The sequence below is a fragment of the Streptomyces sp. NPDC002742 genome (assembly GCF_042888885.1).
Classification (GTDB): domain Bacteria; phylum Actinomycetota; class Actinomycetes; order Streptomycetales; family Streptomycetaceae; genus Streptomyces.
On sequence record NZ_JBIAQF010000033.1, the window covers coordinates 1 to 25,271 of the forward strand.

Below are 25,271 nucleotides of genomic sequence, written 5' to 3' on the forward strand. Positions count from 1 at the left end.
GGTGGTTGTGCTCGCCGGGCTGGGCATCTGGGCGGCACCCTCACACCGGCTTGCGCTGATGGCCGCAGGCATCGGCATCGGCGCCATGATGTGCGGGCTGCTCATCGCACTCGCCGTGGTCCGCCAGATCTGTCTGGACGCGGTGCCTCCGGCAGCCCAGTCGCAGGACGCCGCCGCAGCCCTCTACGACACCCTGGTGAGGTTCCTCCGGCAGACCATCCTCACCGTGCTCCTCAGCGCCTTGCTGACCGTGATCGCAGGGTATCTGTACGGACACGGCCGCGGTGCCGTCGCCGTGCACGTGGTCCTCGCTGGTCTGCGGCGTGTCCTCGTCCGGCAGGTGCAGGTCGTTGACGGCGATGTCCACCTCGCCGACTTCCGGGCCCGTCTTCCGTTCCACCGCCGCGATCACGTTCTCGCGGGCCTGTGCGGCGACCTCGCGGATGCTGACCCCGTATTCGACGACGATGTGGAGGTGTATTCGACGACGACGTGGAGGTCGATGGCGGTCGGTTTCTCGCCGACCTCGACTTTGACGCCGCGTCCCGCGCTCGCGTGGCCGCCTGGGACCCGGTCGTGTAACCGCGCCCATAGTGCGGGTGACTGGGGACCTCCCCTCACGTGGGGCGATCCCGGCGATCTTCTCCACCACCCCGTCCGCGTGGCCGTCCGGCCCCGGGTCTCCGGCGGCTCCTGAAGCCCGGTCCGTGCGGGCTGAAGCATCGTGCCCACACCAATGCAGGGATCTTCGGGATCGGGCTTCCGCAGGGTTCAACCGTTCGGCTCCGTCATGCGAAGCCGCCTCCTCGGGCAGCCAACGGACTGCCACACCTGAGCGACTGGCGGGGCGCCGCCTTCGCGCCACTCCCCCAACTGCCGCGCAGGGCACCGGATATGCAAGCGCCATTGGCCTTTGACACCGTCCGCATTCTGAGACCGGGCGGCTTCGGACCACCTGGAGCACCCGCGCGAGGTCTATGCTGCCGAACAGGCGTCCTGGACCCCGGCGGCTTGTCGTTTCACGACACAGATGGCTGCGGGGAACGGACCTTGGGACCGGCACCCGACGCATCCCTGGAGAGAACCGGGTGGGTCCTCTGTCCTGTCGCACGGACTGTCGGACCGGCCGTCGCTCCACCTCCGCCGAACGTACGCCCCTGCCGACAACGCGCCAAGAGGGCCGGGAACCCCGGCGTCACCGAGTGTGCTGCCGGATGGTCTTCCGAACCGAGGCGTCATGCACTTCCCACAGCTCACCGTCTACCGTCAAGATCGAAGGCACCGGGCACTGATCAACCTGGCCGGTGAGCTCGACCTGGAATCGGCACCACTGGTGCGCGCGGCACTGGCACGGTGCTTGAGCGACGGTATCCGCATCATCGATGTCGACCTCACCCACGTGACCTTCTGCGACTGCAGCGGCCTCAACTCCTTCCTCTACGCCGCACAGAAGACCACGGAAGCCGGCGGGATCCTGCGACTCCACAACCCGCCATCGGCACTGGGCCGCATCCTCGACCTCACCGGCTCCGGGTTCTGGCTTCTCGGCCTTCCGCTCGGGCATGTGCCACCGTCTCTCGGGGACGCCCCTGCCCCGGCCGCTCCGCCTGCGCCGCACCGGAATGTTCCGCTGGTGGCTGTCCTGTCGGGCGATGTGCGGTGACAGCCCAGCCGGAGCAGGGGCAGCCGCACCGACCCCGTGCAGGCGAGTCGTCCACCCTGGACGCGGTGCGGTTGCGGCGCGTGAACCGCTGGCAGGCGCAGGGCCTGGGCGGGGGGCTGGCAGATCTGTACGTCGACTCGCGCGAGACGTCTGCCGCTGAGGCGTACCGCAGTCGTAGCCGTCAGGACTTCCTGGACCGTCTCACCGGCGACATCCGGCGGCCGGGGTTCGCCATGGTGATCGCGGAGACGGACCACCTGGTCGGATGCGCCTTCGGATTCCCGGTGCGCAGTGACGGGTTCTGGTGGACCGGGTTCGACGGAGCGCTGCCGCAGAGCATTGAGCAACTCACCGCGTCCGGCGGCGTCTTCGCGATCACCAGCGTCCTGGTCCAGCCACACCCGCGGGACCAGGACGTGGCCTGCCGGTTGCAGGAGCGGCTGCTGGGCGACCACCAGGCGTCACTCGGCGCCACCCTCGTGGATCAGGACGACCACCCGGCCCTCACCTCGCTCCGTTCCTGGGGATGGCGGGACGTCGGAAAAGTGTGGCGGCCGGGCCCGACCATGTTCCATGCCCTGGTCTTCCCCCTCGGGGAACGGACCGCGGTGAGACTGGAGAGACTGGCACACGACGCCTGGACCCGGTGGCCCAAGTGAGGTCCGACAGCCGCTCGGCCCGCATCCAGGTACTGGTCGCCGAGCAGGCCGCCCGACGCGGTGCCCGGGTCGGCGTGCTGGACGTGTGCACCGCCGCCGTGGCAGCACTCCCGGTCGGCGGGGCCGGCATATCAGCGATGTCCACGACCACCGCAAGCCATCCCCTCTGCAGCACCGACACCATCAGCGAACAACTGGAAGAACTCCAGCTCACCCTCGGCGAGGGACCCTGCGTGGACGCCTTCACCCACGGCTCGGCCGTCCTGACACCCGATCTGCTGACCGGTCAACTGCAGGACCGCTGGCCCGTGTTCGCGGATGCGGCCCTGGAAGCCGGAGCACGCGCGGTCTTCGCGCTCCCCCTGCAGATGGGGGCGATCAGCCCGGGAGTCCTGGACCTGTACGCCGACGTGCCGACCGTGCTGAGCACGGAGGAACTGGCCGACGCGCTGGCGTTCGCCGATCTCGCCACGCTGCTCCTGCTCGACGCACGGATCGAGGAGACGGGCGCACCGGTCGACGGCGCACTGCCGGATCGCGGCTTCGAGGACCTGGGCGGATACCGGGCGGAGATCGACCAGGCCACCGGCATCCTCACCGTCCAGCTCGGCGTCGGCATCGACGAAGCCTTCGTACGGCTACGTGCCTACGCCTATATACGGGGACGTCGGCTCGCCGATGTCGCCGCCGACGTGGTGGCCCATCGACTCCGGTTCTCTCCGTATGCGGAACCCACGCGGACCGACGAGGAAACCTGACGCACCGGTGCCATCCGACGAACGTGCTGCACTTCCCGCCTCCCTCCCGGCGGGACTGGTCCCAATCGAGGGTGTGCATGATGAATCAACAGCTCCTGTCCAAGACCTTCGTCGAACTGGCGGACAACCTGGTCGCCGACTTCGACCTCATCGATTTCCTGCGTCTGCTCACCGACCGCTGCGTCGGCATGCTCGATGCGAGCGCCGCCGGGGTGCTGCTCGCCGACCGCGACGGCAAGCTCCGCGTGATGGCCGCCTCCGACGAACAGGTCCGCCTGCTGGAACTCTTCCAGCTCCAGAACGACGAAGGCCCCTGCCTGGAGGCCTACCGCGCCGGCACACAGGTGATCGTCCCCGACCTGACCCGGGAGGTCGACCGCTGGCCGCGCTTCGTCACCGCGGCCCACCGCAGTGGGTTCGGAGCCGTCCAGGCCCTGCCGATGCGCCTGCGGGACGAGACCGTCGGCGCCCTGAACCTCTTCCACGCCGCCCCCGGCCCCTTCGACCCGGTCGGCACACTTGTCGCCCAGGCCCTGGCCGACGTCGCCACCATCAGCCTGCTGCAACAACGCTCCACTCATCGCAGCACCGTCCTCAACGAGCAGCTGCAAACGGCGCTGAACAGCCGCGTGCTGATCGAACAGGCCAAGGGCAAGCTCGCCGAACGCCAGAACATCGACATGGAACGGGCCTTCACCACGCTGCGCGGCTACGCCCGCGCTCACAACCGGCGGCTGTCCGACGTGGCCCGCGCCTTCATCGACGACTCCGAACCCCTCCCCGGCCTGGTGACCTGACCGTCCTGGCGCTGGCTGTCGCCTCCTCCAACGCTGCCGAAAGGGCTCTCCGGCAGTGGCTTCGGTCACCGTGTTACAGGCGGCGCCAGCGGGCCGAGGCGAAGGAGAAGGCGCCGAAGAGGATCAGCCCGATCGCGACGGCGACCAGGAGCCATGGCCCCACCGGTGTCTGCGCGAAGCTGCGGAGCGTCGCGTCCATGCCTTTGGCCTCGTGCGGGTCGAAGCGGACGGCAGCCACCAAGATGAAGATCCCGGCTGCGGCGAACACCACGCCACGCGCCACGCCTCCGCCCACGCCCAGCGCGGTGACGATCTGCCGCGTACGGTGGCTCATGCTGCCGGTGTCCAGCTGCTTCAGGAAGCGCCGCATGGCCGCCCGGACGGCGAGTACCGCGCCGATGCCGATCAGCAGGCAGCCCGCGGCTCCCACCAGTACCTGGCCGTAGGACAGTTTGAGCGCGGATGCGGTCCAGTCCTGCGACTTCGCGTTGCCACTGGAACCCTGGCCGCCTCCGGCGGCATACGTGGCCGTGCCCCAGCAGACGAAGCCGTAGAAGACCGCCCGGCCGCCGTCCAGCACGCGCGAACTCGCCTTCCGTTGGGGCCCCCTGGTGAGCACGGCGCGGGCAGCTCGCCACAGCGCCATGGCGCCGAAGCCGACCACCAACGCCCACAGCATCACTTTCCCGAAGGGCTGCGCCGCGATCTCGCGCAGCGCACCCTGGCGGTCCGCCTGGCCGCTGCCGCTCCCGACGGCGATGCGGACGGACAGCAGTCCGATCAGTACATACACGATGCCACGGGCGGCAAAGCCCGCTCGCCCCGCAGCGGTCAGCGTCTCGTTCTGCGTGGTACGGGCCGCGGACTTCGCGGCCCGGCCGCGCCCTTGCGTGTTGGACGAGGTCACGATGTCCTCCCCATGGCGTGGGCGCGCGGTACGCGTCCACCGCTCTTGAGTGCCCCGGGCCGGGGAATTGATGCGCGCGGTGACGCGCAGCGGCCGGAGCGGAGCCGGCTGAGTTGTCGGTCATCGTCTTGGGCGTCGCCGACGCAGCACTGACCACTCCCGGCTCGGGCCTGCTGTCGGCGCCTGTGATGCTCCGCGTGGTTGTCGCTGTATCAGGGCCGTTGTCGCCGAGTCCGCTGCCTGGGGCAGGTTCTGCCGGGCTGGCGCGGAGGGATTCCGATGCAGACCTCCAGTGTCTGGACCCGTGAGCCGTTCGGGCCCTTTCCCGGCATTTCGCCCCGTCGATTCCGTTCTCTCGCGGTTTGCTGTCGTGGTGCGGGGAATCCGACGCCGGTGCTCACAGCCCGCCTGTCCGCGGTCGCACCGACGAGGACAGTCGAGAAAGGGGCCGCCCGGGATGCATCGCGACAAGCTCGGGATCTACCTGAATGACCACTTGGCCGGTGCCACCTTCGGCATCGGGCTCGCGCAGCGCATCGCCCACCAGCACCGCCACTCGGCGCGCGGCACCGATCTGAAGCGCATCTCCGACGAGATCGCCCACGACCGGCAGACCCTGCTCGAGCTCATGGACGCACTCGGCGTCCCCGCACGTCGTTACAAGGTCTACGGTGGCTGGGCGGCCGAGCGGCTGGGGCGCCTGAAACCAAACGGAGTCGTGTACCGGCGCTCCGGGCTGAGCACGTTCATCGAGCTCGAGACCCTACGGCTGGGAGTCGAGGGGAAGACTCTCATCTGGCGGACGCTGCTTGTCGTGGCCGCGGGGGAGCCCCGTCTGGACGAATCCCGGCTGCAGGATCTGCTGGACCGGGCGCGGGGCCAGATCGACGTGCTGGAGAAGCTGCGCCTCACGGCAGCGGCGGCGATCTTCTCTCCCGGGGTGCGCGGCGTGACGTCGGACAGTCCGTGAGACCTTCGTTGCCCGTGGTGGTCGACAGGCACGCCGATGCAGCCTTCCGACGCCGCGGGCCGTTCATACCTGCCTCTGGGCACGCCCCGCCCCAGCGGGGAGTGCCCACCGACGCCCAGGGGCTTTGTGTCCTGCCCGTTCCGCTTCTTCCGGCGATGAGGTCGCCGATCCTCTGCCGGAACAGCGGTACGGGCCGCCACGCGATCGCGGGGCGGCACCGGAGGGGTGAGACCACAGCCCCCCGGTGCCGCCCCGTGATCGCGTGAGCCGTCACCGGCGTTCTGTCGCATGCAGGCGCCGCAGCGCTCCGGGCAGTTCCCGCTGTATCTGCTCCGGGAGCGGCTCGTCCTGCGTCGTGGCGACCAGGGCCGCGGCCACGCTCCGGAGTTTGACGTTGCAGTGCTGCGATATGTCCACCATCAGGTCCCAGGCCCGCTCACTGGAACACGGTGCCAGGACCATCACCATGCCGCGCGCTTGGTCGATCACCGCACGACTCTCCAGCGCCCGGCTCAACTGCTCGTTTTCGGCACGCAGTTCGAGAATCTCGACAGCCAACGCTGCGTCCCCCGCCAAAGGCACAACCGTCAACATCGGCTGTTCTTCGCGGGGCGTAGTCACCTGGTGCATGGTGCATACCTCACAACGCGGCCCTTGCAACGCGGTCCTCTCAACGCAGTCTTCGTTTCCATGGGCGTTCAGCGGCGCGCCAGTTGCCTCTCGCCAGCTGCGCCGGACTGGTAGGGAAGGCCGTAGTGCCTGAAGATCGCTTCCTCCTGCCCGGCGGGCAGCACGTCGTCGGTGCCGATCGAAGGAGCTCGCTTCACCAGCGTTCTGACATAGCCGACTTTGAGATAGCCCGGCCCGACGATCGCGTCCTCGATGGGGACGAAGAGCAGACTGTGCCGCGTGGGCAGCCCTGTCCGTACCGTGGCCATGGCCGGCTCGTCGGTGGTGGTGTTCACGTAGACCGCTTCGAGCACACCGATCTTGTGGCCTTCGCTGTCGATGACGTCACAGTCGCGCCACTCACGGACATCGGCTGCATGGATCACGGCCTTCCCCTTCCGGACGGCTCATCTGTCGGTCGCGAGGCGCACCCCCGGTCCTCCGCGTAGAGCCGCCGCAGCGCACGCCGCAGTGCCCGCTGCATCCGCCACGAGAGCGGCTCGCCCTCCCAGGCGGCGACCACGGCCGCTGCCACGTCCGGAAGTTCGGTGTTGCACTGCTGTGCGATGTCCCCCAGCAGGTTCCTGGCCGGTCCCTGGCGGCAGGGGGCCAGGACCATCACCATGCCGCAGGCCTGATCGATGACCGCACGGCCGGCCAGCGCCCGCCGCAGCTGATCGATCTCGGCGCGCAGCGCCACGACATCCTGACCCGTCGGGTTCTCCGCCAAGGTCTCGGCCGTCAGATCCCACCAGTCCTTCGGGAGCATGCTTGTGCGATGCATGGCACGTGCCTCTCTCGACGATTTCGGCGCGTCCGGTGCGGCCGACGCCGTCCCGGAACTTCGGGATGTCGGACGACTTCATTGTTCACCCGCGGTGTTCGTGGTCCCGACGGTCCTCGCGCCTCCAGCGCGCCCGGTGCCGACGGCTGTAGCGGCGGTCCCATCGGTCCTGACGATCCCGGCGGCTCTCGTGGTCCCGGTACTCCCCGAGATCGGAACCGTCGCCACGGATCCAGCCCCCGCCACGGCGATCGCGACCGTAGCGGGTGGCACCGAAGACCAGCACGGCCGCGGCCACCCACCAGAGGGGGTTGAGGAAGCCGAGGCCGAACAGGACCATGATCAGGATGAGAAGCAGAACGAACACGGCGGGCCTCCCGGAGTGGAACAAGGCATCACTGCCGGGGGCTGGGGCGTGTGCGAACAGCTTAACCCTGCCCAGAGGTTGCCGATAGCGCCCCATGTAACGGTCTTCTGCCCGGTACAGATGGCCACTTGCCGTCTGTTCAGGGAGTGCTGCGAGAGCTAGCGTGCGCAGTACGGCCCCGGCCCCCGGCAGCGTCGATCACCTCTCGCGCTCCTTCGGGGGCGCACCTCGCGCATCAGCGCCGGAAGCTGCCCCGCCGCCAACTGGCAGCTCCCGCAATCGCCGTCGCCACGCGATCCCGGCGCGGCCTCGATGCGCTCCAAGCGGGCAACAATCCACTGCCCGCCGCGTCGCACGCATCCCATCGCAGGCGATACACATGTACGTACTGATCGTTCCAGCTTCGGCCCCCTTCGTCCTGCTCGCCACCGTGCTGGGCCTGTCGTGGTGGGAGGACCGCATCCTGCCGTCGCCGCCGACCGAGCCGACCGAAGCCCTCATCGCGAATCCCTTTGCCCCAGCAGCCTCTGCCCAGCTCGTAGAACTCCCCCGTGTCGACACTGCGTTGACACGGGAAGTCGCCAGGCGTTGACTGACAGCACGGCGTAGGGCCATGCCACTCCGGATCACTCGGTCGACGCATCCCACCTTGCCGCTTCGCCCAGCCCCCGCGGACTCAGGAACTTCCCGCGATCTGGAGGCCCGGCAATGATCCTGTGGATTCTTCTCCTTCTGCTGATCCTGGTGGTGTTCGGGTTCGGCTTCACCATGCAGGCCCTCTGGTGGGTCGCCGCCGTCCTCCTGGTCCTCTGGATCGCCGGCTTCGCCATGCGCGGGCGCGGCGGCGGTGTGCACGGCGGCGGCCGCCGATACCGCCGCAGTCGCGGGTAGTCCACACCAGCGCGCTCTCCCACCCGCGGAAGCCCATCCATCGAATGAGCAGAGGACAGCCATGAGCGTCGGACAGACGATCAAGCACAAGACCCAGGCGTTCAAAGGCCGGGTCACCGAACGCATAGGCCGGACCACCCGCAACAGGCGGCTGCAGCGCGAAGGCAGGACCGACCAGATCTCCGGAAACCTGAAACAGTCCGGCGACAAGGCCAAGGACGCTTTCAGGCACTGACCAGCGCAGCCCCGGGTGACGCCCAGATCGCGTGGACACCACCCGGAGGCCAACGCGGAATCAGCCCAAAGGAATTGACGGGAACAGCAATGCAGCAAAGCTGCTTACGAGCCGAGAGCCAGAGAAGGCCGCCATGCTCACCACCGTGATCATCGCCGTGATCGTCATCGCGGCGGTCGCCATCCTCATCGTCGGACGTGGACGCATCCATGCCGACGGTGGGCGCGGGCTGAAGCACCGCTTCGGACCCGAGTACGACCGTGCCGTCGCCGTCCACGACGGCGACACCAAAGCGGCCGAGCAGGAACTCGGCGAGCGCGTCAAGCAGCACGGCTCCCTCGAAGAGCAGCCGCTGTCGCCTGAGGACCTCGCGCGGTACAGGGCCCAGTGGGCCGACATCCAGGAACAGTTCGTCGAATCACCGCAGAAGGCCGTCACCGCGGCCGACGCGCTCCTTGCCGGCCTGGCGAGGGATCGTGGCTTCCCCGACGGCGAGCAGTTCGACGACCAGACCGCCGCCCTCTCCGTCCACCACGCCACCCATGTCCACGGCTACCGCAGCGTGCACACAGCGGCACACGGCCAGGGCGACACCGAGGAAATGCGGGAGGCCATGATCGAGGCCCGAGTCCTCTTCGAGACGCTGGTCACCGAACAGGTCGGCGACGTCGACCAGCACCGTCCGCCGTCCCCCGACGGCAACGGCCACGCCCCGTGGGCACTGAACCGACGCCACCCGAAGGGAAGCAGCACGTGATGTCGCACAACGCCGAACACGCACGGCAACCCCGGCCCGAGGCCGTGGATCCCACGACGCAGCCCGCCCCGCAGCCACTCCGCACCGAACCCGGTCGCACACTGCGTGAGCCCGGCGCCAAGACCGACAGCCCCGATCACAGGCCCGGCCCGGAGCTGTTCCCGCAGGGCGACCGGGACAAACTCACCCTGCGTCTCCAGCAGGCCCTTCACACCTTCGTCGACAGCCCGCGCCAGGCAGTGGAGGAGGCCGACACCGCCTTCGACGAGGCCGCCACCCAGTTCACCAACAGCCTCACAGAACGCCGCCAAGTCCTGCGCGCAGGCTGGCAGGACACTGATGCGCAGACCGAGGGACTACGGCTCGCGCTCAGGCAGTACCGGGAGATCACCGAACGACTGCTGCACATGTAGGCGCCTGCCGGTCAGTGACTCCACTCCGTCCTCCCCGCAGGAAGCACAGCCGCCGCAGAAATCCGGTACGCACATCACACCGGTCGGACCGCGGCGGCTGTGTTCCGCGTTCAGCCGGTCGGTACGGTGAAGCGCAGGATGCGTCGCCGGGTGGAGGCGTACTACCACCACAACGGGCCCGTGACGTACAGGATGGCGTGCTTCTCACAGAGTTCGCGTGCCTGCGGCGCGATCCCGGCGCAGCGGTTGCTGGGCAAGTCCGGGAAGGCATGATGCTCGATCTCCTGAGCCGTTGGGGAGGCTGTGCGTCGCGCCCTCTCGGGGCGCCGGTGCCGACCGTGGTAGTCGAGAGGCATGCCGATGAAGACTTCGGGTGCTGCGGGCCGTTCCTCTCTGTTCGAACGCCTGAGCCGCGTGATCAGCCATTCACCAGTCGGACGCGGATGGCGGCGGAGCAGCGATCTGGAGTTGGTGCAGCGTTCGCTGGGCTTCGCGGCGCTCGGGTTCATCACTCTGGTGCCGCTGCTGATCATTGTCTCCTCGGCCGATCCAGAGCATGGGCGGGGGTTCGCGCAGTGGCTGGGGGAAGGACTCGGCGTGTCGACGGCCTCCAGAGAACGTGTGGAGCAGCTGTTCACCCGCCCCGGTCAGGCTCTGCGGACCACGACCGTGTTCGGAATCGTCGTCCTCGCCGCTTTCGGCCTGGCCTTCGGGGTGGCGGTGCAGTCCGGCTATGAGAAGGTCTGGGATCTGCCCCCGGCCCGCTGGTGGGCCAGGTGGCGCCATGTGGTGTGGCTCGGCGTACTCATCGGCTACCTCTTCGTTTCCGCCACCACCACGCTGCGACCCGAGTCCCTGGCCGGCGCGTTCGCCGCATCGCTGAGCGCCGTCCTGTTCTTCTGGTGGTCGCAGCGCATACTGCTCGGCGGGCGGGTTCGCTGGTACGCCCTGTTGCCCGGAGCGGTGGCCACCATGGTCGGGCTGCTCGGTCTCAGGGTCTTCTCCCTGCTCGTCTACTCGCCGCTGATCGCGTCCAACACCATCACCTACGGCCCCGTCGGAACCGTCCTGGTCATCCAGTCCTGGCTGGTCGGTGTGGGCCTCGTCGTATTCGGCGGTGCCCTGGTCGGCCGGCTGCTGCACGAGGAGCTCCCACGCGTGGCACGTGCACTGAAACGGCGGGGGCACGGTGCTGACGCTCGACCTGAGGACCGATGAAGCACCGTCCCGCCGACCCGTGCTCGCCGCCGCGGAAGCCGGAGCGAGCGCGGTCTTCGCGTCTCCCCTCTGCAGATCGGTGCGGTCAGCGCCGGAATCCCGGACACGCATGCCACGTGGCCGGGCAGGCTGGACCCGGAGGAGCCGGCCGACGCACTGGGCTTCGCCGACATCGCCGCCCTGGTCCTGCTCGCTACGGGCACCGGCGGGTCAGACGAACCGCGGCGTGGTCACGACCGGAAGCGGCACTCGCGAGCTGACGGCAACCGCAGCAGGAATCGGGGAACTCCCGCCTCCGCTCGCGGGTTTCTTCCGGTGTGCGCCGGTCGGCGAGGCGGAACGGTCAGGCGATCCCGGTGCCGCGCAGCAGCAGCAACGCCACGTCCACCACCGCCACGGCAACGGCTGCCGCGAACGCCGCCCGCTGCCGGCGGCGTCCCAGCACCGTCCCCGCCACCGCGACCAGGCCGGCCACCGCCGGCGCCGCCACTCCCCAACTGCCGGGTGGTCCGGCGGGCCCCAGGGCCAGCACCGCGGACGCGGTCACCAGCGGCACCGGCAGCAGCAGTCGCGCGCCGTCCGGGCCCAGCCGGTGCGGCCATCCCCGTACGCCCGTCGCCAGATCCCCGCGGATGTCCGGCAGCACATCGCCCAGATGCGCTCCGACCCCCAGTAGCGCCCCGGCGGTGACGACCCACCAGGCCGGCCACGGCTGTCCCGGCAGCCCCAGCGCCACGAACGCCGGGAGCGCGGCGAATCCCACCGCGTACGGCGCCCAGGACCATGCTGTCGCCTTGAGCCGCAGGTCGTACGCCCACGCCGCCGCCACTCCGGCCAGGTGGACGGCGCCCGCCCACAGACCACAGGCGAACGACAACGGCACGCACAGCGCCAGCGCGGCATACGCGGCCACCCACACCTCCGACACACCGACCGTGCCGTCGACGACGGGTTTGCCCCGGCGGCCGACGGCGATGTCCCGGCGCGCGTCGACCGCGTCGTTGCACCAGCCGACGGACAACTGCCCGGTCAGAACGGCGGCGGCGGTCAGCACACAACGCGCGGCGCTCTGGCCGGCGGTGACGGCGAGAGCGGCCATCAGGGTGGTGACCGCCACGACAGGTCCGGGGTGGCACGACCCGGCGAGTCCACCCACCCGGCCGGCCCAACTCGCCTCGGGGCCGCCGGTCGTCGACTGCTCAGGAGTGCCCACCCGGCCGATCGTAGGCGCCCTGCCCACCCGGCTGAAGCACGCGCACTCCGGGGCGAACGGCTGGACGGGCGATCCATGGTGTCGAAGTCCCGGTCCGGGGAACACGTGCAGAGCAACTCACCCGAGTTGGTAACCGGACGGGAACCACATGACGCGGATCGCCGCAGTTCACGGTGCTCTCGCACCGCACCGTCGCACCCAGTCCGAGATCACCGACATGGTGGCTCGCACCTGCCTGCCCGAGGGTACCGACCGCCGGGTCCTGGACCGGCTGCACCGCAGCGCGAGGGTCAGCTCGCGCCACATGACGCTGCCGCTCGAACGGTACGGGGGAACTGGACGGATTCGGCGCCTCCAACGACGTCTTCATCGCGCCCGTGGACAAGGCCTGCGGAGAAGGCGTCATGCCGGGCGGTGTCGCCGCGCTGCGGGCACTGGGCGTCGAGGTCACCGGCCGCGAACTGCGCGGCATCCGCTACGTGGACGGCGCCACCCGCGCCGAAGCGTCCTTCCGCGACCACAGCGGGCTGGGGATCCGCCGTACGACGCTGCACTCCGCACTGCACCAGCGCGCTCTCGACGTCGGCGTGCGCATGCTGCCGGGCAAGGTCGGCGAGGTACACCAGAACGCGGACACGGTCACCGCCGCCGGAACCACGGCCCGTTGGCTGATTGCCGCGGACGGCCTGCACTCCCCGGTGCGCCGCGGCCTGGGGCTGGAGTTGCCGGGCATCTCCCACGGCCGCTACGGACTGCGCCGGCACTACCGCGTCGAACCCTGGACGGACTTCGTGGAGGTCCACTGGTCCCGGCACGGCGAGGCCTACGTGACACCGGTCGGCGACGACCTGGTGGGCGTCGCGGTCCTCAGCCGCAGCCGCCGCGGGTACGACGAGCACCTGGCCGCCTTCCCGGCCCTCACCGCGTCGCTGCGCGGCCCGGCCGCGACGGAGGTACGGGGCGCCGGACCGCTGCTGCAACGGGTGCGGCGCAGAACCGTCGGCCGGGTCCTGCTCGTCGGCGATGCCGCGGGCTGCCTGGACGCCCTCACCGGCGAGGGCATCGCCCTCGCCCTGACGACCTCCGGGGCCGCCGTCCGCTGCCTGGCCGCCGGGCGACCGGACGAGTACGAGCGCGCCTGGACCCGGCTGACCCGACGCCACCGCCTGCTGACCGGGGCCCTGCTGGCCGCGAGTCGCCGTCCTGGCACCGCCCGCCTCATCGCTCCCGCAGCCTCCCGGATGCCCCTGCTGTTCTCGGCCGCGGTCCACGCACTGCAGTAGCGGCCCGCCCCTCCCCCTGCCGAAAGCACGCGAAACGAACCGTGTGCACCCTCCTCAGCGTCCGAGGTGGGTCACCGCGCCAGAGGATCGAGTGGTTCCTCGGGGCCGTCTCCACTTGGGGCCGTTTCCTTGGTCCCCTCATCAGTACTTCCCGGTCCCCGCGTCCTGACAGCGTCCCGAATCAACCGTTCCGGTCATCGGATCGGTCGCCTGCGGTGGCTCACACCGACAGCGCACCGATAGATCAGGGCAGGTAATCGACACGCCAACCACCACAGACCGCTCAGGCACCGAACTCACCAGCGGCGGATTCCGTCCGTCGTACTGAAGTTGACGCTCCAACACCCCACTCGCAGGTCAGGTCATTGATCGGAGCCGTGCCCGCCATGTAGCCAGCCGCAGCAACCGGCCAAGGCATCGCCATGCGGGCAACCGTCCGGACCTCGTCGAGTGCCTACCAGGACCGCCTGCTCGCGGACTTCGCGATCGCCGATCCCGCCGAGCGAACCCCCCAAAAAAAAGATGCCGACTCCGTGATGCTGGGATGCACGCATTACCCCCTGGTGGCATCGGAGATTTGCAGAGCCTGTTCGCCGGAACCACTCTGTACGACGGCGTGCAGGCAGTCGCCCGCCCAACACTGCGGCGATTGGACCGAACCCGGAACTCGGCACCATGGGCTCTCGCCTCCGCCGCAACTCACTCCCCGACGGCTGCTCCAGCGATCTGACCAAGCCACGGGCCTCTGCACCTTCCTGGCCGTCCCGGCCTGTGCTTGTTCGCGACAGGGTTCCCCTCCATGCCTATCTGCGTGGTCTCCTACGCAGACCTGCTCAGGGCGGTCAGAGCCGTTCGGGCCTTGGGGGCGAGGAGGGGGCTGAAGTGCGGGTTGATGGCCAGCGCCTCGGTGAGGTCGTCGCGTGCGGCGTTCTGGTCGCCGAGTGCTTGCTCGATAACTGCCCGGTGGTAGTGGAAGAGGGCGTTGCGGGTGCCCTGGGCGAGGGCTTGGTCGGATTCGATTAGGGCTTCACGGTCCTGGCCGTTGGCGTGAAGTGCCCAGGCCAGGGCGTCGTGGGTGTCCATGAACGGCCGGGTTTTCAGGCCCTGCCGGGCGATGGCCAGGGCGCGTCCGGGGTCGCCGTGGTCGGCTTCGAACAGGGCCGCGTCGGAGTCGGGGGCGACTCCGTTGCTGGTGAAGAGTTTCTGCTCGGCGCGGAAGACCTGGTACTGCTGGGCGGCTTCCCGGTCGCGGCCGAGGGACTGGTAGAGCTCGCCGAGTTGGAGGACGTATTCGGGCTGGGGCAGCCGTTGTACGGCCCGGGTGAGGTCGGCGAGTGCCGCATCGGTGTTTCCGAGGGCGGCTTCGGCCTGTGCCTTGGCCTGGAGCAGGGGGGTGTAGCCGGGGGCGGTGGTCAGGCCCGCTTCGGCTTCGGTGAGTTCGGTGGCCGGGTCGCCGTTGTTGAAGGCGAGTTCGCCGAGGTAGTAGTGCGCGAAGGCCGCGTCGGCGGGGCCGGCGGCGTCATTGAGGGCCCGGCGCATGTCGGTGCGGGCGGTGGTGATGTCGCCGCTGAGTTCCGCGACGTAGGAGGCCCGGGACAGGGACGGCGATCCGGGGCGGAGGTCGACCATCCGCTGGACGGCGTCGGCCGCCTCGGAGTAGCGGCCGAGCTGGGTGTAGGCGTCGGCAAGGGTTCCGTACAGGGAGGAGTTGTACGGGTTGACGGCGACGGCTTTGCGGGACCAGTCCAGCGCCTGGGTGAAGTGGTGGCGGCCGGCCTCCAGGGCGGCCATGCCGCCCATCGCGGTGAAGTTGTCGCCGGTGCCAAAGGCCAGCGAGCGCTTGAGGACCGCTTCGGCCTTGGGGTAGTACGCCGGGTCGGCGGTGCTCTTGGCCTGCTGGACGTAGTCGAGTCCGAGGGTGGCCAGTGCGACCTCGTCCCGTGGCGTCGCTTGCACCTTGGCCTGGAGCCGGGTGATGTCCGCGGCGAGCGGGTCGCCTCCGGCTCGCGGGCTCCCCGCTTCGACGGGCGCGGCGGCGCTGGTACCGGCGGGCGCCGCGGGCCAGGGAGGCAGGCCCAGCCCTCCGGCAAGGAACATCGCCACACCGAGGACGCCGGCCACAGCGGCGGACAGCAGAAGACGTCGGCGCTTCGGGCGTCGGCGGAAGGCCATGGTCAATTCCCGCTCCGGGATGGGGTACTTGGGGACGTTGCGGACGGGTGCGGTCGGCCGGGGTGGGCCAGTGTGGCGTAGACGACCACGTTGTCGCGGTAGCCGCCCGCTGCCGGGTCGTAGGTGCCGCCGCAGGTGATCAATCGCAGTTCGGGGGGACCGGTGGTCGCGTAGACCTCGTTGTCGGGGAAGTCGTCCTTGGCGTACTGCCGAAGTGCTCGGACGGTGAAGTCGGCGTGGGTGTGGTCGGCCCGGTCGATGGATATGGAGTCGCCTGGGCGCAGTGCGGATATGCCGTAGAAGGCGGCCGGACCGGTCAGGGAGTCGACGTGTCCGACCACGATGGCGGCGCCCGGATCACCGGGGCGTGGACCGTCGCTCCACCAGCCGACCTGGCCGGGGTCTTCCGGGGCGGCGAGGTGGCCGTCCGACCGGACCTGCAGGTCGGTCAGGAGGCGGTCCACGCTGATGCCGGGTATGCGTATCCGCACGGGCCGGGCGGCCGGCTCGGCCGGGCCGGCGATGTGCCGGGAGCCGGGAGCTTCGGGTAGAGGCAGTGCCCCTATGTCTACGTGGGCCGGGGTGTAGGTGTGGTCGGTGATCAGTGCGGTGGCGCCGGCCGCGGCCAGGCTCAGGCCGGCGACGACGGCGGCCGCGGTGAGTCCGCGGACGCGGCGCGGCCGCCCGCCCTCCGGTGCGGAGGGCGGGCGACCCGGTACGGCGGGGGCGGTCACGTCCGGTCGGCCCGCCGGCGGCGCAGGGCGAGGACTCCGGCCCCGGCCAGCAGGACGCCGCCGCCGGCAGCGGTCGCCGCGACGACAGGGAGGTTGCCGCCGAAGGCGGTGCCGCCGAAGCCCGCTCCGACGCCGCCGTCGGGGCTGAGGGAACCTGCCTGGTTGACCGCGGCGGTGCTGGGCAGTGCCACGTACGGGAACGATGCGCCGGGCGGGCTGTACGGGGCGTTGACGCCGTCGCCGGCCGCGAGGGCGGGCACGATCTTGCCGGTCTGCGCGGCGCCTTCCAGGGCCTGGAGCTCGATGTCGAGGACGTCGTCGGTGAGCCGGCGCCCGTTGGGGAAGCCGGCCAGGTCCTGGCCGAGGACGCCGAGGCGGTTGGGCTTGGCGGCGGGCGCCACGGACATGTTCAGCCGCAGCTCCTCGCTCGGGGTGAACGCGTTCTTGTCGACGTCGCCGTTGAGGAGCTGGGAGTTGAGGTCCGCCTTGATCGGTCCGCAGGCCTTGCAGATCCCGGTGAGGAAGATCTCCACGAGGTCGTTGCGGGGGGTCGCGGGGGCCGGCACGCCGTAGATGCTCTGGACGACCTTGGGCAGGATCGGGTCCTTGACCGCGTTGACGACCGGGGTGACCGTGTGGTCCTGGTAGGGGCTGAGCGTGTTGAAGGCGTCCTTGTACTTCAGCGGGACGACCACCTCGTTGACCAACGGGTTGCCGAGGCGGGAGACCTGGTGCCATCCGGATCCGGAACCCGACCCGTCCCGGCCCGGCGCCTTCCCGTCGTTCGCAGCGTCCGTGTTGCGGTTCGAGGAGGTGCCCTGCGCGCCCTTGCTCCCGGACGAACTGACCTGAGCGCCCTGGCGGTCCGTAGTGGACCATACGCCGATCACCGGGTTGCGGGTCGGGTCGCCGCCCAGTGCGAGGTCCTTCTTGGGCACCTGGATGGTGATGGTGTTGACGTTGTAGCCCGCGAGCGTGTTGTGGCCGGTCTCCGACAGGTTCCCCCCGTAGAGGAGGTCGAAGACCCGCAGGTCCGCGAAGAACGGGTCGGACGCCTGCCCGGCGTAGGTCTGTCCGCCGTCCGGGAGCCGCAAGGTGGCCTGCTTGCGCAGCGAGGCGTAGTTCGGCGTCGAGGCCTTGCCGACGTTGGAGGGCGCGGCGGGGGCGTCCTTGAGCAGGGTCCTGGTGCCGTGGGCGTCGGTGACCGTCAGGTCGTAGGTCTGGCGGAAGTTCAGGGTCGGGTCGTCCAGCTTGTTGACCACGCCGGTGTTGTACAGGAACTGGTGGGCGGAGTCACGGATGTGGTCGGTGAACGACCAGGTGTAGGTGGTGTCGGCCTTGCCGTCGCCATTGCTGTCGATCTTGATGTTGTAGTGGGCGTCGTTGGCGAACGGGTAGAAGTTCGGGCCGCCGTTCGGTTCCTCGAACGGGATCCAGTTCGCCACCATCGTCACCGTGTCCGGCTTGTCCGGGCTGGTGAAGGCGTAGACGTCGGTGTTGTCCGCCTTCGGGTCGCCGGCGATCAGTGGCGCCTCGCGGTGACTGGAGGCCGAACTGACGCCTGGCGTCAGACCGGCGAGGGCCGCGGCGGACACCAGGGCGAGGACACCGGTGGTGGCGAGCGCGCGTTCGGCCGGGCGGGCGGGGAACCTCCGGCGCGAGCGGGAGCAATCCATGGGCCATCCGTTTCGGGTGGGAGCCTGCCGCTCCGGGGACGGGAGGGCCGGCTGACGGCGGTGGACACTCGAAGCCCCAGACGGACCGTCCTGACCCCGCCCGACATGGGCGCAGGCCTCACTGCAATGTGTCCGCGATGCGACTTAAGTTACGAATAAGTCACCACGGGCGTGTCGGGCCTGCAACGCTGGGAAGCCGAACGGGCGTCCCAGTCGCGGCGGACCACGGGGGTGCCGCTCATTCGGTCACCGCTTCGGCCGGCGGACTCGGGGTGGTCCACCGCCGCTCGATACGGCCGTACTTCCACACCAGCAGGGCGCAGGCCCAGGCCGCGGCGAACAGCCCCACGACGACGAAGCCGACGGTGTTGAGGTCCAGTGCGGCGACCCAGCCCCAGAACCCGCCTGTCAGGGCGAGTTGGTCGGCGAGCAGGGCGAGGAGTTCGACCGTGCCGATGATCAGGGCGACGGCCACCGACAGGCCCGTGACGGTGAGGTTGTAATAGATCTTGCGGACAGGATGCGAGAAGGCCCAGCCGTAGGCGACGTTCATGAAGGAGCCGTCGATGGTGTCCAGCAGGCTCATGTCGGCGGCGAACAGAACCGGCAGGCACAGCACGGCGTACCAGGGCAGACCGGTGGCGGCACCCGAGGCAGCCATGACGAGCAGGGCGACCTCGGTGGCGGTGTCGAAACCGAGGCCGAAGAGCAGGCCGACCGGATACATCTGCCAGGGCTTGTCGATCGAGTTCATCACCCGGCCCAGCAGACTGTTCACCAGGCCCCGCTTGTCGAGCTGCTCCTCCAGAGCCTGCTCGTCCAGGGCCCCGGCGCGCATCCGCCTCCAGACCTTCCAGATCCCGGCCAGCACGACGAGGTCGACCGCGGCGATGGCGTACAGGAAGGTTCCGGAGACCGCCGTGCCGATCAGGCTCGTCATCTTCCGGCCGTCCGGGGCGCGGCACTGAGATCTGGGCCTGGGAGTCTCCCGGTGGGCCGTTTCGGTGGCCGTGGTGAGCCGCGCGGGTGAGAGGGCCAGCAGGCCGGCCCCCGCGGAGCGCAGACGGGTATCAGTGCGGTCACCAGGGCGGGCGACGCCTTCGGATGCCGTTCGGCGTCCCTCCTACGGCACCGGCGCGGAGGCGTCCATGAGACACGGTCACCTCGGTCGGCGTGTGACAGCGGTGGCCGGCATCGCGCTGTGGCTGTTCGGCACGGCTGCGCCCACAGCGCAGGCCCATCCGCTCGGCAACTTCTCCGTCAACCACTACACCGGTTTCACGGTCCGCCCCGACCGGGTGGACGTGCTCGCCGTGACCGACACCGCCGAAATCCCGACGCTGCAAGCGGCTACCACCGTCGACGCCGACCAGGACGGCAGCCAGAGCGTGTCCGAACGCGCCGCTTGGGCCGCGGCCCGCTGCGCCGGCACGACCCGCCAACTGACCGTCACCACACCACGGCGCCTGGCCTGGAGGATGGATTCGGTCGCCTTCGTGTACCTGCCTGGCCAGGCGGGACTGCGCACCAGCCGTCTGGAATGCCGCCTCCACGCGCCGCTCGACCTGGCAGGCGGCCCGGTGACCCTGGATGTGGCCACCGGCGTGGACGCGACCCGGGTCGGCTGGAACGAGATCACCGCCAAGGGCGACCGCACCCACCTGCGGCAGTCCACCGTGCCGGCCGCCTCGGTCACCGACGAACTGCGCGACTACCCCCGTGACCTGCTGTCCACCCCGCGCGGGGACACCCGGGCCCGCTTCACGGCGGTCGCGGGCGAGGGCGCGTCCGGCACCGCCGACCCGATGGCGGGCCCGGGTTCCGGCGGTCTCACCGGCCGGGTCGAGGCACTGTCCCGCCAACTGACTTCACTGGCCGGCGCCAAGCACCTCACCGTTCCGGTCGGCCTGCTGGCCGTGCTGCTCTCGATCGTGCTGGGCGCCGGCCACGCGCTGCTGCCGGGCCACGGCAAGACCGTCATGGCCGCCTACCTGGCCGGTCGGCGCGGCAGGACCCGCGACGCGGTGACGGTCGGCGCCACCGTGACCGTCACGCACACGGCCGGCGTGCTCGTGATCGGGCTGTGCCTCACCACGTTCTCCTCGCTGGCCGGCGACGCGGTACTCAACTGGCTCGGCGTCGTCAGCGGCGCGCTGGTGGCCGCGGTCGGAGGGGCCCTGCTGGCCGACACCGTACGACGCTCACGCCGACGGCCCCTGTCCGCCGCAGCAGAAAGCCCCAGGGGCAGCACTCTGCAGATGGCCCCGGCCCTGATCGGCTCCGCAAGCCCCGTCCCTGGGAACAACGAGCCGGACGCCTCTGCGCACCGGACCATGTCCGAGCACGGACAGGCCCACGGCCATGCCGACCACCAGCCACACGACCATGACCACGACCATGACCACGGCCACGGCCACGACCACCCGGACCATCGCGTCCATACCCACGGTCACGCTCACGGCGAGTCGCACCGCCACGGGCCGTTCGGGCACCACCACGCCCACCCGTCGGGCGACGACGAAGCGCCACCCTTCTCCACCCGCGGCCTGATCGGTCTCGGCGTCGCCGGAGGCCTCGTCCCCAGCCCCTCCGCACTGGTCGTCCTCCTCGGCGCGATCGCCCTGAGCCGGACCGTCTTCGGGGCCGCCCTCGTGCTGGCCTACGGCCTCGGCATGGCGGCCGCACTCACCGCCGTCGGACTGCTCATGGTTCACCTCGGCGACCGGGCCGGACACCTCGCCAACCGCCCACTGCTCGCCCGGGTAAGCCGCATCGCCCCCTACACCGCGCTGCTCACCGCCGCTCTCGTTCTCGTCGTCGGCCTGGGCATGATGGCCCGCAGCCTGCAAACCGTCCTGTAGCACCCGGGAGATCCCATGGCACGCCGACCGATCGCCCCCGTTGCAGCCCTGCTCGGCGCCCTCGCTCTCGGTGGATGCGGCGCCTCGCCCGACGGCAGACTGGACGTACAGACCAACGACCCCACCCTCGTGTGCCGAGTCCACCAGAAACAGGCGCCCGGCAGCAGATACACCGCGGGCGCCAAGGCCGACACCGGGGCCGTCCTGCAGATGCTGCGCTACTACACGGCCAACGGAGCCAAAGCCTTCTGCGACGGCAAGCCGTCAACCGGCACCGACCGGCGCTGGACAGACCTCTACACCGCTCTCGGCGGCAGAACCAACGCGGCGAAACGCTAGGAGGCGCACTCCGTTCACTCACCCAGGCGACGGTGTCTCCTGTCGCTTCCGGGTCGTTGACCAGACCGAGCCAGACTGGCCGGCCGACCTCGCCCCGTCCCGCCGGGGAAGGCTGTACGACGATGACGTTGGCCTGTTCGCACGGGTCGAGGCAGCTCACTGCCCGGATCCGGGCGACGGAGGCCAGTTCTGCTTGGAGCGTGTCGAGTTGGGCCGAGTGGTCAACTCCGGGGACCTTTGCCGTGCCGCAGCAGCTGCCCCGGCACACGGTGACCGCACAGGTGTTCTTCGCAGTTCGCATGTCTCACGAGACGTGGACTGCTGACCGTGAGGTGGTGCTGTGGTTCACCCTTCTGGGGTGTCGCCGAGGTGAGCCCAGAAGTCGCCATTTGTTGATCTTGAGGCGTCAGTGCATCCGTCGGGCGGCGGGGTCGCGTTCGGGGACGTGCCGGGCGACCGCGTCGACGCTGGGGCGAGTTCGCTGGTCCGCGTGCGCGATGATTTCAGCTACGAGCCCGAGGGCGGCGTTCCTCCTCGGCTTCGCTGCTCCCTGCGCTCGTCAGAATCGCGCTCGCGACAACCTCGAAGAGGTGGTCGGCGCGCGGCGCGAGCGAGTGCTGATCGCCGAGCCAAGCAAGCATGGCCACCAGCGCAAACAAATCGGCGCCATCGATATCGCTCCGCGCCATGCCCGCGGCCTGGGCGCGGGTGAGGAGCCGCGCGCCGGCCGCGCGCAGGGTGACGCACGAAGCGTGGAGTGCGGATTCGGTGTCCTCGATGGCGGCTGCCATCAGCACGGTCACGCCCCGATACTCGGTTGTCCACGCGACGCAGTCGCGCAGCCACGAAACGAGAGCTTCTTCGGGTGAGCTCAACGTTTCGAGCTCGGCTGCCTGTGCCGCCAGCTCGTCGAAGCTCGCGCGGAGCAGGGCGTCGAGCAGCGCCTCGCGCGTCGGGAAGTGGCGCAGCAGCGTCGCGAGCCCGACATCGGCCCTGCGCGCGATGTCGCGCAGGGACACGTCGACGCCTTGCTCGGTGATGGCGGTGCCCGCTACTGCGAGCAGGTGGTCGCGGTTCTTCCTGGCGTCGGCCCGCACCTGTCCCCCTTGACTATCCGGATCAGTGGTCCATATATTCGGATCAGTGGTCCGTTTATATGGACCACTGATCCGGATAAGACTATCCCGCAGCGTGGGCAGGAGAAAAAACGATGCCGTCACACACGATGAGGGCGGTCCGGCTCCATGGGCACGGCGGCCCTGAAGTTCTGCGTTACGACGAGGTGCGGATTCCCGAACCGGGGCCGGGCGAAGTACTCGTTCGCGTTCACGCGGTCGGCATCAATCCCCCCGACTGGTACCTGCGCGGCGGGCTGACCACAATGCCCGGGGAGACGGAATCGACGGTCAGCCTGCCGGTGATTCCGGGGACCGACATGTCGGGCGTCGTCGAGGCCGTCGCCACGGACGCGGACGGCCTCGCCGTAGGTGACGAAGTCTTCGGGCTTCTGCGTTTTCCCAGCTTCAACGGCAGTACATACGCCGAGTACGTGGCCGCGCCCGCGTCGGACCTCGCACGCAAGCCGGCCGGCATCGACCACGTACACGCCGCCGGGGCGCCCATGGCCGGGCTCACCGCGTGGCAGTTCCTGATCGAGGTCGGGCACGATCACCCCTCGCCCTTCCAGGAGGCACGGCATCGCCCGACGGCACTCGACGGCGACACGACGGTGCTCATCAACGGCGCCGCGGGCGGCGTGGGGCACTTCGCACTACAGCTGGCGAATTGGAAGGGCGCACGTGTCATCGCGGTGGCATCGGGCGCGCATGAATCGTTCCTGCGCGAGCTCGGCGTCGACCAGTTCATCGACTACACCAAGAGTCGTCCCGAGGAACTCGTGCACGACGTCGACCTCGTGCTCGACACCGTCGGCGGCCCCGACAGCAAACGCTTCCTGCGCACGCTCAAGCGCGGCGGCGTCCAGTTCCCCGTGCTTCCCGGGGACTTCGACGAAGAAGAGACCGCGAAGCTGGGCGTCACGGTCTCGAGCGCCCAGGTCCGCTCGAACGGCGCGCAACTCGCTGAACTGGGGCGCCTGCTCGACGTGGGCACAATCCACGTCGCGATCGACAGCACGTTTGCGCTCGCCGATGCCCGAGCCGCGCACGAACGCGCCGCCCGAGGGCACATCCAGGGCAAGATCGTGCTCACGGTCCCTTAGGAACGAGCCTTTCACCGACGCGTCCGGAGCCCGTCCGCGGGGCACCGGCGGCCGTAGAGAGGCCGACGCGGAGAATTTGGGGCGAGTCATGGCGACCACGCGGCCACGAGGCTCGGTTCGCCGCAGGAGATCGCCGAGACGGTCGGCGACGTCCGTACGGAACACGAACACGGCGTTGAAGCAATGAATGTGAGGGATCGGAGAGTGATGAACAGTACCGGAGCGGAGGTCGACGGCGCGCGCGGGGTGTTATCAGTGGACTCGACCGCCCCGGGCGCCGCACCGCGGGGACTCGACGCCTTCCGGCGCGGGTGGGAGACGCAGATCGGCGACGATGTCTTCCAACTGCCGGCCTTCAGCCCGGACACGATCGGTGACTTCCGGGTCAAGGGCCACGTGGCCAAGGTGCAGGGCGCGGCGATCGCCGATCTTCACGCCGCGTCGGCAACCCGGACAGCGGACGTCCCGGGCGGCGATCAGGATCTGGTGGCGATGTACGTAGTGCGGCGCGGCGCATGGACTCTGGGCGGCCCGCCGGGTTGTGGCGAGCAGACCGTATCGGCCGGGCAGTTCCTCGTCCGGCACCTCGGGCCCCTGACGGCCTTCGAGACGACGGCGCACCTCACGGCGAAGTTCCTCGTCCTGCCCCCCGGCGAGCTCAAACCCTTGCTCGGAAACCGGGTCATCACCGGGCCGGCGGACTCGGCCGAGATACGCCTGCTGACGGCCCTCACAGACATGATCCACACAACTGTGGCCGACCTCGGCCCGGCCGGTGTGGAAGCCGCCCACGCCGCCCTGATCGAGCTGGCCAAGGCGGTGACGAAGGGCCGGTTCGACGACGTAGAACCCCGGCTGGCTCCCGCGCTCACCCAGGCAGCCAAGGACCTCGCGGACCGCCGGCTCGCTGATCCCGAACTTTCTCCTGCGATGCTCGCGCGTGAACTCAACGTCTCCGTCCGTACGCTGCACCGGGCATTCACCGCGGTGGGAGAGCAGGTGGCCACCTACATCCGCCACCGGCGACTGCAAGAGGCCCGGCTCGCCCTCACCGAGCCGTCAGGTCACCTGAGTATCTCGGAACTCGCCGCACACTGGCAGTTCGCGGACAGCAGCCACTTCACCCGGACCTTCAAGAAGCACTACGGTCAGACTCCCACCGAGTACGCCCGTTCGACCGGAGCAGCCTCGCTCTCGCCGAACCGGCACCCGCCGGGCCACGGGCCGGCCGAAAGCGCGTGACCAAAAGGTACGACCGCAGTTCAGCGGATGCCGCCTACGCGTGTCCCGAGCAAGGCAGGGCGGCGCTGTGGGCGGCCTGGGCATGTGACCGCGGCAGGATGTTGTCGATGAGGGGGCGGGTCTGGGTCACCTCGCCGGCGCTGCCCGCGGGGCCCTCGGTCGTTTCAGGACCTCGGCGGTTCCCGGCGAGCCGAGAGGTGATCCACCGCCCCATGGCTCACCATTGGGCGGTGTTTGCCGGCCGCCTTCCGCTGACCCGCCGACGACGGACCGGCGTCAACTCCCCCCACTTTCGCGCGTATGTGGGAGCCGTCCACACAGGGCCTGGACCCCTCGAGCTCGCCGGCCGCCTTGAGTTCGGCAAGCAGGATGCCGGCAGCTGGTCGAAGACTCCGGTCGGCTGCCGGCGGTCCAGGCATCGGGGATGAGCGCGTTGTGGAAG

General features: G+C 69.8%; 25 protein-coding genes and 4 pseudogenes. 16 read left to right on the forward strand and 13 right to left on the reverse strand.

Translation table 11 applies throughout. From position 1 onward, the window contains the following. Positions 1 to 325: 325 nt before the first annotated feature. Positions 326 to 742, reverse strand: a pseudogene (locus tag ACFYW8_RS38235) (Asp23/Gls24 family envelope stress response protein); the annotation flags it as partial. Positions 743 to 1,237: 495 nt separating this feature from the next. On the opposite strand from ACFYW8_RS38235, the gene ACFYW8_RS38240 reads away from it, so the two are divergent. The 4 genes from ACFYW8_RS38240 (at position 1,238) to ACFYW8_RS38255 (ending at position 3,877) form a co-directional block, all read left to right on the forward strand. Continuing rightward, entirely contained in the window at positions 1,238 to 1,663 is a 426-nt protein-coding gene (locus tag ACFYW8_RS38240) for an STAS domain-containing protein (RefSeq protein ID WP_389089780.1), read from the forward strand. A gap of 80 nt (positions 1,664 to 1,743) precedes the next feature. Continuing rightward, positions 1,744 to 2,322, forward strand: coding sequence for a hypothetical protein (locus ACFYW8_RS38245; protein ID WP_389089782.1), 579 nt, complete (start codon positions 1,744 to 1,746; stop codon positions 2,320 to 2,322). After that, the gene (locus ACFYW8_RS38250) at positions 2,319 to 3,080 is read left to right on the forward strand and encodes an ANTAR domain-containing protein (protein WP_389089785.1); all 762 of its coding nucleotides are present in this window, start codon (positions 2,319 to 2,321) and stop codon (positions 3,078 to 3,080) included. Before ACFYW8_RS38245 ends, ACFYW8_RS38250 begins: the two co-directional genes overlap by 4 nt. A gap of 80 nt (positions 3,081 to 3,160) precedes the next feature. Further along, positions 3,161 to 3,877: a GAF and ANTAR domain-containing protein gene (locus tag ACFYW8_RS38255; protein WP_389089788.1), complete on the forward strand. Its 717-nt coding sequence runs from the start codon at positions 3,161 to 3,163 to the stop codon at positions 3,875 to 3,877. Positions 3,878 to 3,950: 73 nt separating this feature from the next. On the opposite strand, the gene ACFYW8_RS38260 is transcribed toward ACFYW8_RS38255, so the two are convergent. Beyond that, positions 3,951 to 4,784 carry a DUF1206 domain-containing protein gene (locus ACFYW8_RS38260; protein WP_389089791.1) on the reverse strand — a complete coding sequence of 278 codons (834 nt, stop codon included), beginning with the start codon at positions 4,782 to 4,784 and terminating at the stop codon, positions 3,951 to 3,953. A gap of 457 nt (positions 4,785 to 5,241) precedes the next feature. On the opposite strand from ACFYW8_RS38260, the gene ACFYW8_RS38265 reads away from it, so the two are divergent. Continuing rightward, positions 5,242 to 5,754, forward strand: coding sequence for a hypothetical protein (locus ACFYW8_RS38265; RefSeq protein ID WP_389089792.1), 513 nt, complete (start codon positions 5,242 to 5,244; stop codon positions 5,752 to 5,754). A gap of 270 nt (positions 5,755 to 6,024) precedes the next feature. Here the strand turns inward: ACFYW8_RS38265 and ACFYW8_RS38270 are convergent, their stop codons facing one another. The 4 genes from ACFYW8_RS38270 to ACFYW8_RS38285 form a co-directional block, all read right to left on the reverse strand. Continuing rightward, complete coding sequence (locus ACFYW8_RS38270; protein WP_389089794.1) at positions 6,025 to 6,312, reverse strand: ANTAR domain-containing protein; 288 nt, start codon at positions 6,310 to 6,312, stop codon at positions 6,025 to 6,027. A gap of 140 nt (positions 6,313 to 6,452) precedes the next feature. Further along, complete coding sequence (locus ACFYW8_RS38275; RefSeq protein WP_389089796.1) at positions 6,453 to 6,809, reverse strand: PRC-barrel domain-containing protein; 357 nt, start codon at positions 6,807 to 6,809, stop codon at positions 6,453 to 6,455. Beyond that, entirely contained in the window at positions 6,806 to 7,207 is a 402-nt protein-coding gene (locus ACFYW8_RS38280; protein WP_389089799.1) for an ANTAR domain-containing protein, read from the reverse strand. The genes ACFYW8_RS38275 and ACFYW8_RS38280 overlap by 4 nt, the downstream gene beginning before the upstream one ends. 85 nt (positions 7,208 to 7,292) lie before the next feature. After that, positions 7,293 to 7,574, reverse strand: coding sequence for a hypothetical protein (locus tag ACFYW8_RS38285; RefSeq protein ID WP_389089802.1), 282 nt, complete (start codon positions 7,572 to 7,574; stop codon positions 7,293 to 7,295). 379 nt (positions 7,575 to 7,953) lie between these two features. Between ACFYW8_RS38285 and ACFYW8_RS38290 the strand changes: the two genes are divergently transcribed. From ACFYW8_RS38290 to ACFYW8_RS38310, 5 genes are all read left to right on the forward strand, one after another. Next, positions 7,954 to 8,166 carry a hypothetical protein gene (locus ACFYW8_RS38290; protein ID WP_389089805.1) on the forward strand — a complete coding sequence of 71 codons (213 nt, stop codon included), beginning with the start codon at positions 7,954 to 7,956 and terminating at the stop codon, positions 8,164 to 8,166. A 116-nt stretch (positions 8,167 to 8,282) separates the two neighbouring features. Beyond that, on the forward strand, positions 8,283 to 8,465 hold the full coding sequence (locus ACFYW8_RS38295; RefSeq protein WP_389089808.1) for a hydrophobic protein: 183 nt from the start codon (positions 8,283 to 8,285) through the stop codon (positions 8,463 to 8,465). A 61-nt stretch (positions 8,466 to 8,526) separates the two neighbouring features. Then, positions 8,527 to 8,700 carry a CsbD family protein gene (locus ACFYW8_RS38300; protein ID WP_369243669.1) on the forward strand — a complete coding sequence of 58 codons (174 nt, stop codon included), beginning with the start codon at positions 8,527 to 8,529 and terminating at the stop codon, positions 8,698 to 8,700. A 133-nt stretch (positions 8,701 to 8,833) separates the two neighbouring features. Continuing rightward, positions 8,834 to 9,457, forward strand: coding sequence for a hypothetical protein (locus ACFYW8_RS38305; RefSeq protein WP_389089812.1), 624 nt, complete (start codon positions 8,834 to 8,836; stop codon positions 9,455 to 9,457). After that, complete coding sequence (locus ACFYW8_RS38310) at positions 9,457 to 9,870, forward strand: hypothetical protein (RefSeq protein ID WP_389089815.1); 414 nt, start codon at positions 9,457 to 9,459, stop codon at positions 9,868 to 9,870. Before ACFYW8_RS38305 ends, ACFYW8_RS38310 begins: the two co-directional genes overlap by 1 nt. Before the next feature lie 170 nt (positions 9,871 to 10,040). On the opposite strand, the pseudogene ACFYW8_RS38315 reads toward ACFYW8_RS38310, so the two are convergent. Then, positions 10,041 to 10,160, reverse strand: a pseudogene (locus tag ACFYW8_RS38315) (acyl-CoA desaturase); the annotation flags it as partial. Between the two features lie 64 nt (positions 10,161 to 10,224). Here ACFYW8_RS38315 and ACFYW8_RS38320 point away from each other — a divergent pair. Then, complete coding sequence (locus ACFYW8_RS38320) at positions 10,225 to 11,088, forward strand: ribonuclease BN (RefSeq protein ID WP_389089818.1); 864 nt, start codon at positions 10,225 to 10,227, stop codon at positions 11,086 to 11,088. Positions 11,089 to 11,431: 343 nt separating this feature from the next. Here ACFYW8_RS38320 and ACFYW8_RS38325 read toward each other — a convergent pair whose 3' ends face one another. Beyond that, positions 11,432 to 12,301 (reverse strand): UbiA family prenyltransferase, encoded by an 870-nt coding sequence (locus tag ACFYW8_RS38325; protein ID WP_389089821.1) that lies wholly within the window; start codon positions 12,299 to 12,301, stop codon positions 11,432 to 11,434. A 371-nt stretch (positions 12,302 to 12,672) separates the two neighbouring features. On the opposite strand from ACFYW8_RS38325, the pseudogene ACFYW8_RS38330 reads away from it, so the two are divergent. Then, positions 12,673 to 13,584: pseudogene (locus ACFYW8_RS38330) on the forward strand (NAD(P)/FAD-dependent oxidoreductase); the annotation flags it as partial. 819 nt (positions 13,585 to 14,403) lie between these two features. Here the strand turns inward: ACFYW8_RS38330 and ACFYW8_RS38335 are convergent. The 4 genes and pseudogenes from ACFYW8_RS38335 to ACFYW8_RS38350 all read right to left on the reverse strand — a co-directional run. Further along, complete coding sequence (locus tag ACFYW8_RS38335) at positions 14,404 to 15,756, reverse strand: tetratricopeptide repeat protein (RefSeq protein ID WP_389089823.1); 1,353 nt, start codon at positions 15,754 to 15,756, stop codon at positions 14,404 to 14,406. A gap of 2 nt (positions 15,757 to 15,758) precedes the next feature. Further along, positions 15,759 to 16,490 (reverse strand): class F sortase, encoded by a 732-nt coding sequence (locus ACFYW8_RS38340; RefSeq protein ID WP_389089825.1) that lies wholly within the window; start codon positions 16,488 to 16,490, stop codon positions 15,759 to 15,761. After that, the gene (locus ACFYW8_RS38345; RefSeq protein WP_389089828.1) at positions 16,487 to 18,166 is read right to left on the reverse strand and encodes a DUF4331 domain-containing protein; all 1,680 of its coding nucleotides are present in this window, start codon (positions 18,164 to 18,166) and stop codon (positions 16,487 to 16,489) included. Before ACFYW8_RS38345 ends, ACFYW8_RS38340 begins: the two co-directional genes overlap by 4 nt. Before the next feature lie 238 nt (positions 18,167 to 18,404). Next, positions 18,405 to 19,106 (reverse strand): annotated as a pseudogene (locus ACFYW8_RS38350) (HoxN/HupN/NixA family nickel/cobalt transporter); the annotation flags it as partial. Positions 19,107 to 19,314: 208 nt separating this feature from the next. Between ACFYW8_RS38350 and ACFYW8_RS38355 the strand changes: the two are divergent. Both ACFYW8_RS38355 and ACFYW8_RS38360 read left to right on the forward strand, forming a co-directional pair. Continuing rightward, positions 19,315 to 21,027 (forward strand): nickel/cobalt transporter, encoded by a 1,713-nt coding sequence (locus ACFYW8_RS38355; protein ID WP_389089830.1) that lies wholly within the window; start codon positions 19,315 to 19,317, stop codon positions 21,025 to 21,027. A 15-nt stretch (positions 21,028 to 21,042) separates the two neighbouring features. Beyond that, positions 21,043 to 21,366 carry a hypothetical protein gene (locus tag ACFYW8_RS38360; protein WP_389089835.1) on the forward strand — a complete coding sequence of 108 codons (324 nt, stop codon included), beginning with the start codon at positions 21,043 to 21,045 and terminating at the stop codon, positions 21,364 to 21,366. 503 nt (positions 21,367 to 21,869) lie between these two features. Here ACFYW8_RS38360 and ACFYW8_RS38365 read toward each other — a convergent pair. After that, positions 21,870 to 22,463 carry a TetR/AcrR family transcriptional regulator gene (locus ACFYW8_RS38365; RefSeq protein ID WP_389089838.1) on the reverse strand — a complete coding sequence of 198 codons (594 nt, stop codon included), beginning with the start codon at positions 22,461 to 22,463 and terminating at the stop codon, positions 21,870 to 21,872. Positions 22,464 to 22,576: 113 nt separating this feature from the next. On the opposite strand from ACFYW8_RS38365, the gene ACFYW8_RS38370 reads away from it, so the two are divergent. Beyond that, positions 22,577 to 23,587 (forward strand): NADP-dependent oxidoreductase, encoded by a 1,011-nt coding sequence (locus ACFYW8_RS38370; protein ID WP_389089841.1) that lies wholly within the window; start codon positions 22,577 to 22,579, stop codon positions 23,585 to 23,587. Positions 23,588 to 23,794: 207 nt separating this feature from the next. Continuing rightward, complete coding sequence (locus ACFYW8_RS38375) at positions 23,795 to 24,829, forward strand: helix-turn-helix domain-containing protein (RefSeq protein WP_389089844.1); 1,035 nt, start codon at positions 23,795 to 23,797, stop codon at positions 24,827 to 24,829. Positions 24,830 to 25,271 lie beyond the last annotated feature (442 nt).

Excerpts from the sequence above, each read along its gene's own strand:
- ACFYW8_RS38320 (WP_389089818.1), top strand. The coding sequence starts at position 10,225 with ATGCCGATGAAGACTTCGGGTGCTGCGGGCCGTTCCTCTCTGTTCGAA.
- ACFYW8_RS38370 (WP_389089841.1), top strand. The coding sequence starts at position 22,577 with ATGCCGTCACACACGATGAGGGCGGTCCGGCTCCATGGGCACGGCGGC.
- ACFYW8_RS38305 (WP_389089812.1), top strand. The coding sequence starts at position 8,834 with ATGCTCACCACCGTGATCATCGCCGTGATCGTCATCGCGGCGGTCGCC.
- ACFYW8_RS38335 (WP_389089823.1), bottom strand. The coding sequence starts at position 15,756 with ATGGCCTTCCGCCGACGCCCGAAGCGCCGACGTCTTCTGCTGTCCGCC.
- ACFYW8_RS38265 (WP_389089792.1), top strand. The coding sequence starts at position 5,242 with ATGCATCGCGACAAGCTCGGGATCTACCTGAATGACCACTTGGCCGGT.
- ACFYW8_RS38360 (WP_389089835.1), top strand. The coding sequence starts at position 21,043 with ATGGCACGCCGACCGATCGCCCCCGTTGCAGCCCTGCTCGGCGCCCTC.
- ACFYW8_RS38300 (WP_369243669.1), top strand. The coding sequence starts at position 8,527 with ATGAGCGTCGGACAGACGATCAAGCACAAGACCCAGGCGTTCAAAGGC.
- ACFYW8_RS38290 (WP_389089805.1), top strand. The coding sequence starts at position 7,954 with ATGTACGTACTGATCGTTCCAGCTTCGGCCCCCTTCGTCCTGCTCGCC.
- ACFYW8_RS38280 (WP_389089799.1), bottom strand. The coding sequence starts at position 7,207 with ATGCATCGCACAAGCATGCTCCCGAAGGACTGGTGGGATCTGACGGCC.
- ACFYW8_RS38345 (WP_389089828.1), bottom strand. The coding sequence starts at position 18,166 with ATGGATTGCTCCCGCTCGCGCCGGAGGTTCCCCGCCCGCCCGGCCGAA.
- ACFYW8_RS38375 (WP_389089844.1), top strand. The coding sequence starts at position 23,795 with ATGAACAGTACCGGAGCGGAGGTCGACGGCGCGCGCGGGGTGTTATCA.
- ACFYW8_RS38355 (WP_389089830.1), top strand. The coding sequence starts at position 19,315 with ATGAGACACGGTCACCTCGGTCGGCGTGTGACAGCGGTGGCCGGCATC.
- ACFYW8_RS38295 (WP_389089808.1), top strand. The coding sequence starts at position 8,283 with ATGATCCTGTGGATTCTTCTCCTTCTGCTGATCCTGGTGGTGTTCGGG.
- ACFYW8_RS38310 (WP_389089815.1), top strand. The coding sequence starts at position 9,457 with ATGTCGCACAACGCCGAACACGCACGGCAACCCCGGCCCGAGGCCGTG.
- ACFYW8_RS38240 (WP_389089780.1), top strand. The coding sequence starts at position 1,238 with ATGCACTTCCCACAGCTCACCGTCTACCGTCAAGATCGAAGGCACCGG.
- ACFYW8_RS38255 (WP_389089788.1), top strand. The coding sequence starts at position 3,161 with ATGAATCAACAGCTCCTGTCCAAGACCTTCGTCGAACTGGCGGACAAC.